Source organism: Pseudomonas sp. RC3H12 (assembly GCF_018596375.1).
In the GTDB taxonomy this organism is placed as follows: Bacteria; Pseudomonadota; Gammaproteobacteria; order Pseudomonadales; family Pseudomonadaceae; genus Aquipseudomonas.
The window spans coordinates 5,419,430-5,433,214 of record NZ_CP075595.1 but is presented as its reverse complement, the minus strand read 5'-3'; the positions used below and the strand labels follow the sequence as shown (position 1 = coordinate 5,433,214).

13 protein-coding genes and 1 riboswitch are annotated in these 13,785 nt (G+C 65.4%); of the genes, 6 read left to right on the top strand and 7 right to left on the bottom strand.

Annotated elements, in window-relative coordinates; genetic code table 11:
- Positions 1–15: 15 nt before the first annotated feature.
- From cpdA to KHO27_RS24625, 3 genes are all read right to left on the bottom strand, one after another.
- Positions 16–819, bottom strand: a complete 804-nt coding sequence (cpdA, locus tag KHO27_RS24635) for a 3',5'-cyclic-AMP phosphodiesterase (RefSeq protein ID WP_110702015.1) — start codon at positions 817–819, stop codon at positions 16–18.
- An 85-nt stretch (positions 820–904) separates the two neighbouring features.
- Positions 905–1,357 carry a DUF1249 domain-containing protein gene (locus KHO27_RS24630; RefSeq protein WP_110702017.1) on the bottom strand — a complete coding sequence of 151 codons (453 nt, stop codon included), beginning with the start codon at positions 1,355–1,357 and terminating at the stop codon, positions 905–907.
- Positions 1,348–1,965, bottom strand: coding sequence for an NUDIX domain-containing protein (locus tag KHO27_RS24625; RefSeq protein ID WP_110702019.1), 618 nt, complete (start codon positions 1,963–1,965; stop codon positions 1,348–1,350). The genes KHO27_RS24630 and KHO27_RS24625 overlap by 10 nt, the downstream gene beginning before the upstream one ends.
- Positions 1,966–2,149: 184 nt before the next feature.
- Between KHO27_RS24625 and KHO27_RS24620 the strand changes: the two genes are divergently transcribed.
- Positions 2,150–2,896 (top strand): RsiV family protein, encoded by a 747-nt coding sequence (locus KHO27_RS24620; protein WP_102682182.1) that lies wholly within the window; start codon positions 2,150–2,152, stop codon positions 2,894–2,896.
- Here the strand turns inward: KHO27_RS24620 and cytX are convergent.
- On the bottom strand, positions 2,865–4,148 hold the full coding sequence (cytX, locus tag KHO27_RS24615; protein ID WP_214500917.1) for a putative hydroxymethylpyrimidine transporter CytX: 1,284 nt from the start codon (positions 4,146–4,148) through the stop codon (positions 2,865–2,867). The two genes, KHO27_RS24620 and cytX, sit on opposite strands and share 32 nt — an antisense overlap.
- A gap of 130 nt (positions 4,149–4,278) precedes the next feature.
- On the bottom strand, positions 4,279–6,159 hold the full coding sequence (gene thiC, locus KHO27_RS24610; protein ID WP_110702023.1) for a phosphomethylpyrimidine synthase ThiC: 1,881 nt from the start codon (positions 6,157–6,159) through the stop codon (positions 4,279–4,281).
- Positions 6,160–6,316: 157 nt separating this feature from the next.
- A riboswitch (TPP riboswitch) is annotated at positions 6,317–6,423 on the bottom strand.
- Positions 6,424–6,581: 158 nt separating this feature from the next.
- On the opposite strand from thiC, the gene KHO27_RS24605 reads away from it, so the two are divergent.
- Positions 6,582–8,015 carry a TolC family outer membrane protein gene (locus KHO27_RS24605; protein WP_023632667.1) on the top strand — a complete coding sequence of 478 codons (1,434 nt, stop codon included), beginning with the start codon at positions 6,582–6,584 and terminating at the stop codon, positions 8,013–8,015.
- Positions 8,016–8,097: 82 nt separating this feature from the next.
- Here the strand turns inward: KHO27_RS24605 and waaA are convergent, their stop codons facing one another.
- A complete protein-coding gene (gene waaA / locus KHO27_RS24600; RefSeq protein WP_214500916.1) occupies positions 8,098–9,369 on the bottom strand; it encodes a lipid IV(A) 3-deoxy-D-manno-octulosonic acid transferase in 1,272 nt (423 codons plus the stop codon).
- A gap of 38 nt (positions 9,370–9,407) precedes the next feature.
- The gene (locus KHO27_RS24595; RefSeq protein WP_214500915.1) at positions 9,408–10,298 is read right to left on the bottom strand and encodes a LysR family transcriptional regulator; all 891 of its coding nucleotides are present in this window, start codon (positions 10,296–10,298) and stop codon (positions 9,408–9,410) included.
- A gap of 90 nt (positions 10,299–10,388) precedes the next feature.
- Between KHO27_RS24595 and KHO27_RS24590 the strand changes: the two genes are divergently transcribed.
- The 4 genes from KHO27_RS24590 to KHO27_RS24575 all read left to right on the top strand — a co-directional run bounded on the left by KHO27_RS24590 (position 10,389) and on the right by KHO27_RS24575 (position 13,780).
- Complete coding sequence (locus KHO27_RS24590) at positions 10,389–10,721, top strand: DMT family transporter (RefSeq protein ID WP_050707183.1); 333 nt, start codon at positions 10,389–10,391, stop codon at positions 10,719–10,721.
- 68 nt (positions 10,722–10,789) lie between these two features.
- On the top strand, positions 10,790–11,965 hold the full coding sequence (locus tag KHO27_RS24585; protein WP_111532558.1) for an NAD(P)/FAD-dependent oxidoreductase: 1,176 nt from the start codon (positions 10,790–10,792) through the stop codon (positions 11,963–11,965).
- Complete coding sequence (locus tag KHO27_RS24580) at positions 11,962–12,774, top strand: aldo/keto reductase (protein WP_110702035.1); 813 nt, start codon at positions 11,962–11,964, stop codon at positions 12,772–12,774. The genes KHO27_RS24585 and KHO27_RS24580 overlap by 4 nt, the downstream gene beginning before the upstream one ends.
- A gap of 37 nt (positions 12,775–12,811) precedes the next feature.
- On the top strand, positions 12,812–13,780 hold the full coding sequence (locus KHO27_RS24575) for a metal ABC transporter ATPase (protein WP_110702037.1): 969 nt from the start codon (positions 12,812–12,814) through the stop codon (positions 13,778–13,780).
- Positions 13,781–13,785 lie beyond the last annotated feature (5 nt).

Sequence of the window (13,785 nt, the reverse complement as noted above, 5' to 3'; positions counted from 1 at the left end):
CCGCACAGCGGCCTCTCAATAGCCGGGGCTGTCGAAATCCAGCGTCACCACGAAATCCCGCGCCCGCACCACCCCGGTCTCCAACCGCCCGTCGGCATGCAGACGAAGCCAGCGGTAACCCGGCTGCTCCTCGCTCACCTTGAAATCCTCGCTGCGCGGCGCGAACTGGATGCAGGTCGACGGTGTGGCAAGTAAACGAATGCCGTCACGCACTTCGTCCCATTCCTGGTGGATATGCCCCCACATCAGCGCCTTCACCTGTGGATAACTGCGCAGACGCCGCAACAGCTCATCGGCATTATGCAGCCCGATCGGCGCGATCCAGGCACAACCGATATCCACCGGTTGGTGATGGCAGCACACCAGGCAATGGCGCTCGCCCGCACCGTTCAGCGCCTGGTCCAGCACCACCAGCTGGTCATCGGCCAACAGACCGAAGGTGGCACCGACCACTGCCGAGTCGAGCATGACGATGCGCCAGGCGCCGATATCGGTCACTGCCTGCACCAGTTCCGGCGCCACCTCGGCCATGACCCGCGCCTCGTCATGGTTACCCGGCAGCCAGCGCGCTGGCGCGCCGAGCGTCGACGTCAGCTCGCGAAAAGCCGCGTAGGATTCGACGCTGGCATCCTGGGAAAGATCGCCCGTGCACAGCAGCAGGTCGATGCGCGGCTGTTCGCGGCGAACCTGGCCAATCACGTGTCCGAGGCTTGCGCGGGTATTGAGGCCCAACAAGGTGCCCGCCGGGTCGGCAAACAGATGGGCATCGGTCAGTTGCACCACATGGACAGGTGACGGGGGTGAAAGTGGTTGCGGCAACGGCCGTCTCCTCGAACGGATTCAGCACGGATTATGGCGGCGGATCGCTTTCGAGCAAATACTCGAAACCGACGCGCATCACATTTCAGCGCACGGCTGCCAGTTCGTGGCCACAGGCCAGGCAGTGGCTCAGCCATTCACCGAGGAACAGATTGAGCTGGGCCTTCTCGTCCGGCTGGTGCATAGCCGTGTTGGGATAGGGGTAGATGCTGCGCAGGCGACGCGCATGCTCGGCACTGACCACCTCGGCCATGCGCGCGTCATGGTAGACCTGCACTTCCAGCTCTGGCACCGGCAGCCAGGGCAGGCTGTGCTCCTGGCGCACCTTGAGCGTGGTGGTGTAGGGGCAGGCCAATAGCACTTCAAGCACCAGCACGCCGAGCATCTGGTCGCCCTGGGTCATGCCGATGCGCCGCGAGCTCTGCGTGGTGCGCATGTCGGGCAACAGGCGCATCAGGCGGGCATAGTTGGCCTCGCAGGCCGACTGCAGCCCGACCAGGTCGACTCGATAGCGCTCGCGCAGCAGGTTCACTTCCACATACCTCGTACTTCGTCACGGTTCAGCGCCAGCCATTGCAACCCGATGATCGCGGCGGCGTTGCAGATACGCCCGTCGCGCACCGCCTGCAGGGCGTCCTCGAACGCCCAGACGCGCACGCGAATGTCTTCGCTTTCCTCTTCCAGGCCATGCAGGCCACCGGCACCCTCGCTGACGCAACGGCCCAGGAACAGGTGGACGTACTCGTCGCTGCCGCCCGGTGACGGGAAGTACTTGGTCATCGGCCACAGCGCCGAGAAGGTCAGGCCTGCTTCTTCCTCCGCTTCGCGATGGGCGACCTGTTCGGGTTGCTCGTCCTTGTCGATCAGCCCGGCGACCATCTCGATCAGCCAGGGGTTGGCGACCTTGCCCATGGCACCAACGCGAAACTGCTCGATCAGCACCACTTCGTCGCGCTGAGGATCGTAGGGCAGCACGCAGACCGCGTCATGGCGCACGAACAGTTCACGGGTGAACTCGCGGCTCATGCCCCCGGCGAACAGTTCGTGGCGCAGGTGAAGCTTGTCGAGCTTGTAAAAGCCCTTGAACAGCGGCTCCCGCCGAGCGATCTCGACTTGGGTAGGCACTGTATTGTGCGTGTCCGTCATGCAAACTCCTCATGCCTCGTTTACCGCATCGCGCAATCCTACTCTGCGCACGGCCCGGTTTCATCCCTTTCCGTCGACCGTTCGGGCAGCCGGGACAGGCGTGTCACTCTCTGTTAGCTTAGTGGCGAACTGAAGGCCGCGCAGGCGGTCCAAGGCCGATCATCACCGTTGTGAAAGAGGCAACATGACGCTTGTCAAACTGACTTCCGTGGCCGTCCTGGCACTGGCGCTCGGCGCCTGCCAGAGCCTGTTCACGCCCAATTACCGGGCCCCGCTCGAGGTCAAGCGCGAGGCCTGGGAGCACGTAAAACCCGGCTGCAGCGAAAGCGACTGCCCGCTGGTCAACATCGACGTCGTGCACTTCCCGGCCCTGCCCAAGCTCGACGGCATCGTCGAGAAGCGCCTGCTGATGTTGACCGAGGACAACCAGCGCGGCACCCCGCCGGCCTCGCTGCAAGCCTATGAACAGCAGTACCTGGCCCGCGCCGACAAGCGCAACAGCAGCTACCTGCAAGCCAAGGTACGCGAGCAGCATGACGGGCTGGTGATCGTGGAGCTGTCCAGCTACCTGGACAGCGGCGGTGCCCACGGCATGCCTGGGCGCGGCTTCATCAACTATTCACGCAAGCTGGACAAGGTACTGACCCTGGACGACATGCTAGTGCCCGGCCAGGAGGCGACCTTCTGGAAGACCGCCGAGGAGTCCCACCGCGCCTGGCTGATCAGCACCGGCATGGACAAGGACCCCGAGTTCGTCAAGACCTGGCCGTTCAAGCAATCCCCGCACATCGCCCTGACCTACGGCGCGGTGGTGATCAAGTACGAGGTCTACTCCATCGCGCCCTACTCCATGGGCCACGTCGAGCTGAAGATCCCCTACCCGCGCCTCAATGGCGTGATCAAGCCCGAGCTGTTTCCCGGACGCGGCTGAGCGATAGCAGCAAATGCAGTACCCCTGCCAGCAACAGTGCCGGCAGGGTCGCCCCCAGCTCCGGCGCCTGGCTGGCCATCAGGTGATAGGCCGCCACTCCCGCGCCCCAGGCCAGCAGCGCCTGCCAGTGCAAACCCTCAACCAGCGCTGGCAAGCGACGGCGGCGAATCACGAAGTGATCCACCAGCACCACGCCGAACAGCGGCGCGAACACCGAGCCGATCAGCAACAGGAAGTTCTGGTACTGGGCCAGCGGCGCCAGCAAGGCGATCAGCGTGCACAGCACGCCGATGGCCAGGGCCAGGTGCTCGACCTTCATTTTCAGCAGCAGGCCGGTGGACACCGCCGCCGAGTGGATATCGGCAAAGGCGTTTTCCGTCTCGTCCAGCAGGATCAGCAGCAACGGAATGCCCAGCCCGGCACCGGCCAGTGCCAACAGCAGAGCATTCACCTCACCGCTGGGCGCGAACGCCAAGGTGTAGGCCACACCCAGGCTCATCAGCCAGGCATTGCCAATGAAGAAGCCCAGCGCGGTACCGCCGAACACCCGGCTGGCGCGCAGGCCAAAGCGTGAATAGTCGGCGATCAGCGGCAGCCACGACAGCGGCATGGCGATCACGATGTCGAAACCCAGTGCCAGGGACAGCGAACCGTCCCCAGGCCGGCGCCACAAGTCGGCCAGGTCGGCCTTGGCGAACAGGTTCCAGGTCAACCAGGCGCAGGCGCCCAGCAGCAGCCAGATCCCCCATTTGCGCAAGACCTTGCGCACGAACGCCAGCGGCCCGCTGACCGCCAGCAGAGTAGCCAAGGCGCCAAAGCACAAGGTCCACAGCAGCGGGCTGCTCCAGCCGCTGCCCTCGCCGAACGCACGCGCGCCAAGTAGGCTGGCGGCATCACGCATGACGATGATCTCGAACGAACCCCAGCCCACCAGTTGCAGCAGGTTGAGCAAGGCCGGCAGGCGCGCACCATGGCTACCAAGCGTGAGGCGCAGGGTCGCCATGGCCGACAGGCCGGTATCACTACCGATCACCCCCACCGCGGCCAGCAGCAATACCCCTACCGCCGTGCCCAGGGTGATCGCCAGGATCGAGCCCGCCAGCCCCAGGCCCGGCGCCAACAGGCTGCCGACCTGCAGGACCATCAGGCCGATGCCGAGGGAAAACCACAGCGAAAACAGGTCGCGGGCGCCGAACTGGCGATGGTGGGAGGGGACCGGGTGGTCGGGAGAGAAGTGGCTGGGAGTGGTCATGATTGTTATCCGGTTGCCTGAAGATGTTGAGCCGAAACGTGGGAGCGGGCTTGCCCCGCGATGGCGTCGTTGAATCCAACATTGCCATCGCGGGGCAAGCCCGCTCCCACGCTGCGTTACAGCTAACGCGTCAAACTTTCTGGTACAACTGGCTGCCTTCCTGGCGGAACCGCTCGGCCTGCTCGCGCATGCCCTGTTCGACTGTCACGTCGACGGTCTCGATCTTGGCCGCGTACTCACGCACTTCCTGGGTGATCTTCATCGAGCAGAACTTCGGCCCGCACATCGAGCAGAAGTGGGCGACCTTGGCCGATTCCTTGGGCAGCGTCTCGTCGTGGAACGCACGGGCGGTGTCCGGGTCCAGGCCCAGGTTGAACTGGTCCTCCCAGCGGAACTCGAAGCGCGCCTTGGACAGTGCGTTGTCACGGATCTGCGCGCCCGGGTGGCCCTTGGCAAGGTCGGCGGCATGCGCGGCGATCTTGTAGGTGATGATGCCGGTCTTGACGTCATCCTTGTTCGGCAGGCCCAGGTGCTCCTTGGGCGTGACATAGCAGAGCATGGCGCAACCGAACCAGCCGATCATCGCCGCGCCTATCCCTGAGGTGATGTGGTCGTAGCCAGGGGCGATGTCGGTGGTCAGCGGGCCAAGGGTGTAGAACGGCGCTTCGTCGCAGCATTCGAGCTGCTTGTCCATGTTCTCCTTGATCAGCTGCATCGGCACGTGGCCAGGGCCTTCGATCATGCACTGCACGTCGTGCTTCCAGGCGATCTTGGTCAGCTCGCCGAGGGTTTCCAGCTCACCGAACTGCGCGGCGTCGTTGGCGTCGGCGATCGAGCCCGGGCGCAGGCCATCGCCCAGCGAGAAGCTGACGTCGTAGGCCTTCATGATTTCGCAGATCTCGTCGAAGTGCGTGTACAGGAAGTTTTCCTTGTGGTGCGCCAGGCACCACTTGGCCATGATCGAGCCGCCACGGCTGACGATGCCGGTGACACGCTTGGCGGTCAGCGGCACATAGCGCAGCAAGACGCCGGCGTGGATGGTGAAGTAGTCCACGCCCTGCTCGGCCTGTTCGATCAGGGTGTCACGGAACAGCTCCCAGGTCAGGTCCTCGGCAACGCCATTGACCTTTTCCAGGGCCTGGTAGATCGGCACGGTACCGATCGGCACCGGCGAGTTGCGTATGATCCACTCGCGGGTTTCATGGATGTGCTTGCCGGTGGACAGGTCCATGACCGTGTCCGAACCCCAGCGGATGCCCCAGGTCAGCTTGGCCACTTCTTCCTCGATGGAGGAACCCAGGGCGCTGTTGCCGATGTTGCCGTTGATCTTCACCAGGAAGTTGCGGCCGATGATCATCGGCTCCAGCTCGGTGTGGTTGATGTTGGCCGGGATGATCGCGCGACCGCGGGCGATCTCTTCGCGCACGAACTCGGGGGTGATCTCTTTCGGGATACTGGCACCGAAGCTGTGGCCGGCGTGCTGCTGGCTCAACAGGCCGGCGGCGCGGGCTTCCTGCAGCTTCATGTTCTCGCGGATGGCAACGTATTCCATCTCGGCGGTGATGATGCCCTGGCGCGCGTAGTGCATCTGCGTGACGTTGGCGCCGGCCCTGGCCCGGCGCGGGTTGCGCACGTGGGCGAAGCGCAGCTTGGCCAGCTCGGCGTCGTTCAGGCGCTGCTGGCCGAAGTTCGAGCTCAGGCCACCCAGACGCTCGGTGTCGCCACGGGCGTCGATCCACGCCGAGCGCACATCGCCCAGGCCCTTGCGCACGTCGATGATGACATTGGGGTCGGTGTACGGGCCGGAGGTGTCATACACCAGCACCGGGGCGTTCTTTTCGCCGCCGAAGTCGGTGGGGGTGTCATGCAGGCTGATCTCGCGCATGGGCACGCGGATATCGGGGCGCGAACCTTCGACATAGACCTTGCGCGAGTTGGGCAGCGGTTGCACGGACTGTTGGTCGACTTGGGCCGACTCGCTCAGACTGATCGTTTTTTCTTGTTTGCTCATCACAGGCTCTCCAGACAGCTTCCTAGCGGGCGGAATGTCGGGGTGAACCTGAAAGGCGCGGACGCACCCGTGTCGACGAGTGCAGTGCCGGACAAGGGGTGCCGTGGGCTGCAAGCAGCTGTGGCGATCCCGGACCTGGCACAAGAGGCTCCCGGGACATGAGAGCAATCTTGTTCCCTACGCAGGCGCTAACCTGATCAGGTTCAACGGGATCCGCAACTTTGCGATCTCAGCCTTTGCATCAAGGCACCCCGACAAGAACCTGCGCAGTCTAGACTGGAGTGGTCGGCAAAGCCAAGCGGGTAAATCCCTGGCGTGATAAATGGCACACCTGGCGGATTGTTGATGGCGACGCACGGCACTACACTGGCGTGCTCGATACCAGACAGTACAGTAAATACATCTTGATCAAGGATTGCCCTATGCTGCGCAAACTCTCACTGGCGATTGCCGTGTCTTGTGCGTCCAACGGAGTGGCCTGGGCAGTGGATACGCCCACGACGGTGAAGACCGACCTGGTCAGCGTCTACCAGGAAGCGGTGGACAATAACGCCGACCTGGCAGCCGCCCGCGCCGACTACGGCGCCCGCCGCGAAGTGGTGCCCCAGGCCCGCGCCGGTTTGCTGCCCAACCTTTCGGCCGGCGCCGAGATGATGAATACCCGCACTAAGCTCGACGAGCCGTCGATCACCTCCAACCGCAGCGGCAATGCCTGGAGCGCCACCCTAGCGCAGCCGATCTTCCGCGCCGACCGCTGGTTCCAGCTGCAGGCTGCCGAAGCGGTCAACGAGCAGGCCGCGCTGGAACTGTCGGCCACCGAGCAGAACCTGATCCTGCAAAGCGCCGAGAACTACTTCGCGGTGCTCCGTGCCCAGGACAACCTGGCCTCGACCAAGGCTGAAGAGGCGGCCTTCAAGCGCCAGCTCGACCAGTCCAACGAGCGCTTCGATGTCGGCCTTTCGGACAAGACGGATGTGCTGCAGTCACAGGCCAGCTATGACACGGCGCGGGCCAACCGGATCATCGCCGAGCGCCAGGTGCAGGATGCCTTCGAGGCCCTGATCACCTTGACCAACCGCCAATACAGCGCGATCCAGGGCGTGGTCCACACCCTGCCGGTGCAAGTGCCGACGCCCAACGACGCCAAGGCCTGGGTCGAGACCGCCGGGCGGCAGAACCTCAACCTGCAGGCCACCAACCATGCCGTGGCGGCCGCCGAAGAGACCGTGCGCCAACGCAAAGCGGGCCATGCACCAACCCTGGATGCCGTGGCCAAGTACCAGAAGGGCGACAACGACAACCTGGGGTTCACCAACCCTTCGCAGAACGGCGTGCGCTACGGCGGTGACGTGGAGCAGACCAGCGTCGGCCTGCAACTGAACATTCCGATCTACAGCGGCGGGTTGACCAGCTCCCAGGTACGCGAGGCCTATGCGCGCCTGACCCAGAGCGAGCAGCAGCGCGAAAGCCTGCGCCGCCAGGTGGTGGAGAACACGCGTAATCTGCACCGTGCGGTGAACACCGACGTGGAACAGGTACAGGCGCGCAAGCAGTCGATCATCTCCAACCAGAGCGCACTGGAGGCCACCGAGATCGGCTACCAGGTCGGCACCCGCAACATCGTCGACGTGCTCGATGCGCAACGCCAGCTGTACACCTCGGTGCGCGACTACAACAACAGCCGCTACGACTACATCCTCGACAACCTGCGCCTCAAGCAGGCGGCCGGCACCTTGAGCCCGCAGGACCTGCAGGACCTGGGGCGGTACCTGAAGGCCGACTACAACCCGGACAAGGATTTCCTGCCACCGGACCTGGCAGCGGCGGCGGCGAAGAACTTCGAACGCCGGCCTTGAAGGCAACACACTACCTGTAGGGCGGGCTTCGTGGGAGCGGGCTTGCCCCGCTCCCACCACAACCGCGCCTACAGGCTCATCATCAGCTCAGCAGGCGCGCCAGCCCATCGAGCAACCGCTGCAACGCCCCCTGATTGGCCCGCATCACCGCCCTGCCCGCCTCGCCCATGCGCCGCGCGTCCTGCGGCAGCTCGACCAAGCGGCGCACCGCCGCGGCCAGGCCCTCGGCATCGTCCACCTGCTGCAACGCCCCCGCCTCGCGCAGCATCGCGCTGATCTCGAGGAAGTTGAACACATGCGGTCCCATGAGCACCGGCAGTGCCAGCGCCGCCGGTTCCAACGGGTTGTGACCGCCCGTGGGGACCAGGCTGCCGCCTACGAAAGCGATATCGGCCAGTGCATACAGAAACAGCAGTTCGCCCATGGTGTCGCCCAGCAGCACCTGGGTCTGCGCCGTGACCGCGTCACCGGCCGAGCGGCGCACCGTGGAGAACTGTCCGGCGCACAGCTCATGCACCGCCGCGAAGCGCTCGGGATGGCGCGGCACCAGGATCAGCAGCGCATCGCTGTGTACCTTCAGCAGCTCACGATGAGCCTCGAGAATCAACGCGTCTTCGCCATCGTGGGTACTGGCGGCGATCCACACCGGGCGCTGCCGGGCAGCCCACTGCTCGCGCAATGCGCAGGCCCGTGGCAGCAGTTGATCGTCGATCGTGAGGTCAAACTTGATCGAACCGGTCACCTGCACGCATTCGTGGCGTGCACCGAGCGCGCAGAAACGCTCCGCCTCGGTTTCGGTCTGCACGGCGATCAGGTTCATCTCCTCGAGCATCGGCCGGGTCAGGCCGGCAAAACGGGCATAACCACGCGCCGAGCGCTCGGACAGCCTCGCATTGGCCAGCGCCACCGGAATGCCGCGCCTGGCGCACTGGTGGATGTGGTTCGGCCACAGCTCGGTTTCCATGATGATGCCCAGGCGCGGGCGCACATGGTCGAGGAACCGCCCGGCCGCCCACGGCAGGTCGTAAGGCAGGTAGCAGTGCTGCACCCGTGGCTCGCCCTCGAACATCGCACGGATGCGCTCTGAGCCGGTCGGGGTCATGCAGGTGAGCGTGACCGGCAGGTCCGGGTACTGCTTGAGCAGGGCCCGCACCATCGGCGCGGCAGCGATGCTCTCACCCACCGAGACCGCATGCACCCAGATGCCACCCTGACGCATGGGTGGCAAGCCACAAGCGAAGCGCTCGGCAATACGCGCACGGTAGGCCGGCGCCTTGCGCCCGCGCAGGAACAGGCGCAGCGCGACCAGCGGCAGGCCCAGATGGAAAAGCAGGGTATAGAGGGTTCTGTTCATGACGGCGGAGTTTACTAGGAACTGGATGAAAAGGCCTGTCAGCCAATGGCCCGCAGGTGCACGGCGAAGCGCTCGGCCAGCCACTGCGCCGCAGGGCCCAAGGGCTCGTCACGGCGCCAGGCCAGTTCCGCCACCAGCGCCGGCGGGCGCCATTCGCTGTCCAGCTCGACCATCTGCGCCTGGTAGGTGGGGTACTGCACCACATGACGCGGCAGCCAGGCCCAGCCCAGGCCGCGCATCAGCAATTCGGCCATGGCATAGAAGCTGTCGGCACGCCAGATCTGCGGGCTGATCGCCTCGCCGCCGGGGTAGCCGCTCTGCTGCGGGGTGATCAGCAACTGGCGATGGCGGGCCAGTTGTTGGCGGCTGACCTTGGCCAAGTGTGCCAGCGGGTGGTCGATGGCACACACCGTGACCATCTCGACGCTGCCCAGGGCGCGTCGCTCCAACGAGGCGGGAATGCTTTCATGGTGAAAGAACAACCCCAGGTCGGCGCGCCGCTCCACCAGCTTGCGCGCCACATCGCCCTGGGCGCCGCTGGCCAGTTGCACCTCCAGGAAGGGGTAGCGCACCGCCAGCTCGTCGAGGCTGTCGATCACCGGCTGGTAGGGCATGGCCTCGTCCTGGGCCACCCGCAACAGCGCTTCCTGGCCACGCATCAACGCGAGTGCCCGACCGTCCAGACGCTCGCACTGGCGCAACAGCTCGCGGGCGTCCTCCAGCAGCGCGGTGCCGCTTTCGGTCAGGCGTGGCTGGCGCCCGCTGCTGCGCTCGAAAAGGGTCACGCCCAGGTCCGCCTCGAGCAAGGCGATGGCGCTGCTGATCGCCGACTGGGCCTTGTGCTGCTCTCGGGCCACGGCGGAAAACGAACGGAGTTCGGCGGTCCGCACGAACAAGCGAAGTTGTTCAAGGCTCCAGTGTTCAGTCATCCCTATCCTATCTCCAAAGCAGATAGGTAATGACTTTACCGCATCCAGGAATTCCCTAGAATGCCCATCCAGCAACGGAGAACCCGCACCATGAACGCCTACACCTATCTCGCCATCGCCATCTGCGCCGAAGTCATCGCCACCGCCTCCATGAAAGCGGTCAAGGGGCTGAACACGCCGCTGCCGCTGCTGCTGATGGTCTGCGGCTATGGCGTGGCGTTCTGGATGCTGACCCTGGTGGTGCGCAGCATTCCGGTGGGCATCGCCTATGCGATCTGGTCGGGACTGGGCATCGTGCTGATCAGCATCGCGGCGCTGGTGATCTACGGGCAGAAACTGGATGTGCCGGCGATGCTGGGCATGGCCATGATCGTCGGCGGGGTGGTGGTGATCCAGGTGTTCTCCAATACCGCGGGGCATTGATCCACGAGGAACACTGTTCCCATGTGAACTGTATACTGCGCACCTGTCCCAGTTTTCGAGGTGCCCGCATGCCATCCGCCATTACCACTGACGTGCTGATCGTCGGCGCCGGGGTCGCAGGCCTCTGGCTCAATGCCCGGCTGCGCCGCCTGGGCTACTCGACGGTGCTGGTGGAGCGCGCCAGCCTGGGTGGCGAGCAGACCATCAAGTCGCAGGGCATCATCCACGGCGGCACCAAATATGCCTTGCACGGCGCCCTCACCGGCGCCTCCGAGGCCATCGCCGACATGCCGCGACGCTGGCGCGAAGCGCTGGCCGGCAACGGCGAACTGGACCTGAGCGGCACCCGCCTGCTGTCCGAGGCCCATTACCTCTGGTCCCCCGGCACCCTGGCCGGCAACCTCACCAGTTTCTTCGCCAGCAAGGCCGTGCGCGGCCGGGTCGACCAGGTCAAGGGCGAGCAACTGCCGCCGGCCCTGCAGGACCGCGCCTTCAAGGGTAAGGTCTACCGCCTGGCCGAACTGGTCATCGACGTGCCCAGCCTGCTGGCCAACCTCGCGCAACTGGCGGGTGACAGCCTGCTGGCCGGCGAGCGAATCGAACCGCTGCGCGACGGCGAAGAGCTCGCCGGCCTGGTGGTCGATGGCCGCGAGATCCGCGCCCAGCGCATCGTCCTTAGTGCCGGCGGTGGCACCGCAGACCTGCTGCACGCCCTGGGGCTGGAGCAGCCGGCCATGCAACGCCGACCGCTGCACATGGTCCTGGCCAAGGGACCCAACCTCAAGCCCTTGTATGCCCACTGCCTGGGCGGTGGCCCCAAGCCGCGCATCACCGTGACCACCCACCCGGCCGCCGATGGCCAATGGGTGTGGTACCTGGGTGGCGATATCGCCGAGGCCGACGGGGTTGCTCGCGAGCCTGAGGCGCAGATCGCCGCGGCGCAGAAGGAAGTCGCCAGCCTGCTGCCTTGGGTCGATCAAAGCCTGGTGCGCTGGGCCACCCTGCGCGTCGATCGTGCCGAGCCCGCACAATCGGGCCTGGTACGCCCGGACAACGCCTTCCTTGCCGACCAGCAGCGCCTGCTGGTCGGCTGGCCGACCAAGCTGGCCCTGGCGCCGGACTTCGCCGATCGCGTGCTGGCCAGCTTCGAGCGCGACGGCATCAGCCCGGCGAGCCAGCCTGACCTTGCCGACCTGCCGCGCCCTCCGCTGGCGCTGCCAGCCTGGGAGCAACTGCTGCCATGAGCCTGCCGACCCTGCACGATCACCACCGTCCCTTGGGCAGCACCGGCCTGCGGGTATCGCCACTGGGCCTGGGCACGGTCAAGCTGGGCCGCGACCAAGGCGTCAAATACCCCAATGGTTTCACCATTCCCGATGACCAGGCCGCGCGCCTCTTGCTCGCGCAAGCCCGCGAGCTGGGCATCAACCTGATCGACACCGCCCCGGCCTATGGCCGCAGCGAGGAGCGCCTCGGCCCGTTGCTGCGCGGCCAACGCGAGCAATGGGTCATCGTCAGCAAGGTCGGTGAAGAGTTCGAGGATGGCCAGTCGCATTTCGATTTCAGCGCCGCCCATACCCGTCGCTCGGTCGAGCGCAGCCTCAAGCGCCTGGAAACCGACCGTATCGAACTGGTGCTGGTGCACTCCGATGGCAACGACCTGGCGATCCTCGAGCAGGAGGGGGTGTACGAAACCCTCGCCGCGCTCAAGCGCGAAGGCAAGATCCTTGGCTACGGCTTCTCCGGCAAGACCCCCGCAGGTGGCCTGAAGGCCTTGGAACAAGGTGATTGCGCCATGGTCACCTACAATCTCAACGAGCAGGCGGAGCGGCCCGTGCTCGACTACGCTGCCGAACACGGCAAGGCCATCCTGGTAAAGAAGGCCCTGGCCAGCGGCCATATCTGCCTGGCGCCGGGGGTCGACCCGGTGCAGGCCAGTTTCGAGTTGCTGTTCGCCCACCCCGGCGTGTGCAGTGCCATCGTCGGCACCATCAACCCGGTTCACCTGGCCCACAACGTGGCCACCGTCGCCCGCATCCTGGGCCGGCCCTGAGCCGCCCGGGCGGGGGCCCAACGCAAGGAGGAGCCTCGTGCCGCGTACGCTGATCCGCAAGAATCCGAGCAACTTCAAGACCCTGCCGCTGCACGTCGAAGCCACGCCCGACGGCCTGACTTACCAGAGCATCGGCATGCCGCTGAATTTCGCCCAGACCCTGCAGCGGCGCAAGGCCATCCAGGTCGCCGACCCCGAACGCTTCGTGGCGGAGCTGGCCAACCTCGGCGTGTCGGTGCGCCTCACCCTGAACTGGCAAGGCCGCGACTACTGGGTGCTGGTGCGCCAACGCCGACAGGACCGTGGCGATGTGGTGCTCAAGCTGATTTCAGGCTATGTCCCGGCCCACGAGCTGAACCTGCCGCTGCACACGGCGATCCAGGAAGTGGCCGAGGAGTGCCTGCTGGAAACCCCTGAAGGCTGGCTTGGCGGGCGCTTCAACGATACCTGGCTGCCGGCGCCCTATGCCGCCGCCCTGCACTATCGCGAGGCGCTGCCGTTCGTGCTCTCGCCTGAGTCCGGTGCCGCCCGCCCGGTGCATTGCGCCCGGCTGACCCTGCTGGAGCGGCCACGGGCCTACGTGCACCTGCCCACCGCGTCGTTGCAGCTGATCTACGACCTGCGTCTGCAAGTGCCCAAGGAGGCCAAGTCACTGAGCCTGTTCCATGTCGATGAACGGCTCGAGGGCGACCAACTGGTGGCACGGCTCGACCGCAAAAGACCAGACCTTTACCTGATGCCGTTGAAGGACGGCCAACCGATGGCAGAGCTCTATACCCTGAAGAAGGATCAACTGCTGCCGGCGAGCACACGCGGCCTATGGCTGGCTGAAAGCTTTGCACCACAGGTAGGCTGGGTGGTTCGGGAGGAGCGGGTACGCTGGAAGGATTGGTTGAAGCAACAAGGCCTGGCCGAACACAAGCGCGAACCGGCTTCGCACCTGGAGCGCTTCAGTGACAAGGCCCGGGCGTTGCTGGAGCGAGCGCGGGACACGCTGCACAAATGAACGCG

Coding starts and splice junctions, on each gene's coding strand:
- KHO27_RS24590 (WP_050707183.1), top strand. CDS start 10,389: ATGAACGCCTACACCTATCTCGCCATCGCCATCTGCGCCGAAGTCATC.
- KHO27_RS24595 (WP_214500915.1), bottom strand. CDS start 10,298: ATGACTGAACACTGGAGCCTTGAACAACTTCGCTTGTTCGTGCGGACC.
- KHO27_RS24585 (WP_111532558.1), top strand. CDS start 10,790: ATGCCATCCGCCATTACCACTGACGTGCTGATCGTCGGCGCCGGGGTC.
- KHO27_RS24605 (WP_023632667.1), top strand. CDS start 6,582: ATGCTGCGCAAACTCTCACTGGCGATTGCCGTGTCTTGTGCGTCCAAC.
- cytX (WP_214500917.1), bottom strand. CDS start 4,148: ATGACCACTCCCAGCCACTTCTCTCCCGACCACCCGGTCCCCTCCCAC.
- thiC (WP_110702023.1), bottom strand. CDS start 6,159: ATGAGCAAACAAGAAAAAACGATCAGTCTGAGCGAGTCGGCCCAAGTC.
- KHO27_RS24620 (WP_102682182.1), top strand. CDS start 2,150: ATGACGCTTGTCAAACTGACTTCCGTGGCCGTCCTGGCACTGGCGCTC.
- KHO27_RS24625 (WP_110702019.1), bottom strand. CDS start 1,965: ATGACGGACACGCACAATACAGTGCCTACCCAAGTCGAGATCGCTCGG.
- KHO27_RS24580 (WP_110702035.1), top strand. CDS start 11,962: ATGAGCCTGCCGACCCTGCACGATCACCACCGTCCCTTGGGCAGCACC.
- waaA (WP_214500916.1), bottom strand. CDS start 9,369: ATGAACAGAACCCTCTATACCCTGCTTTTCCATCTGGGCCTGCCGCTG.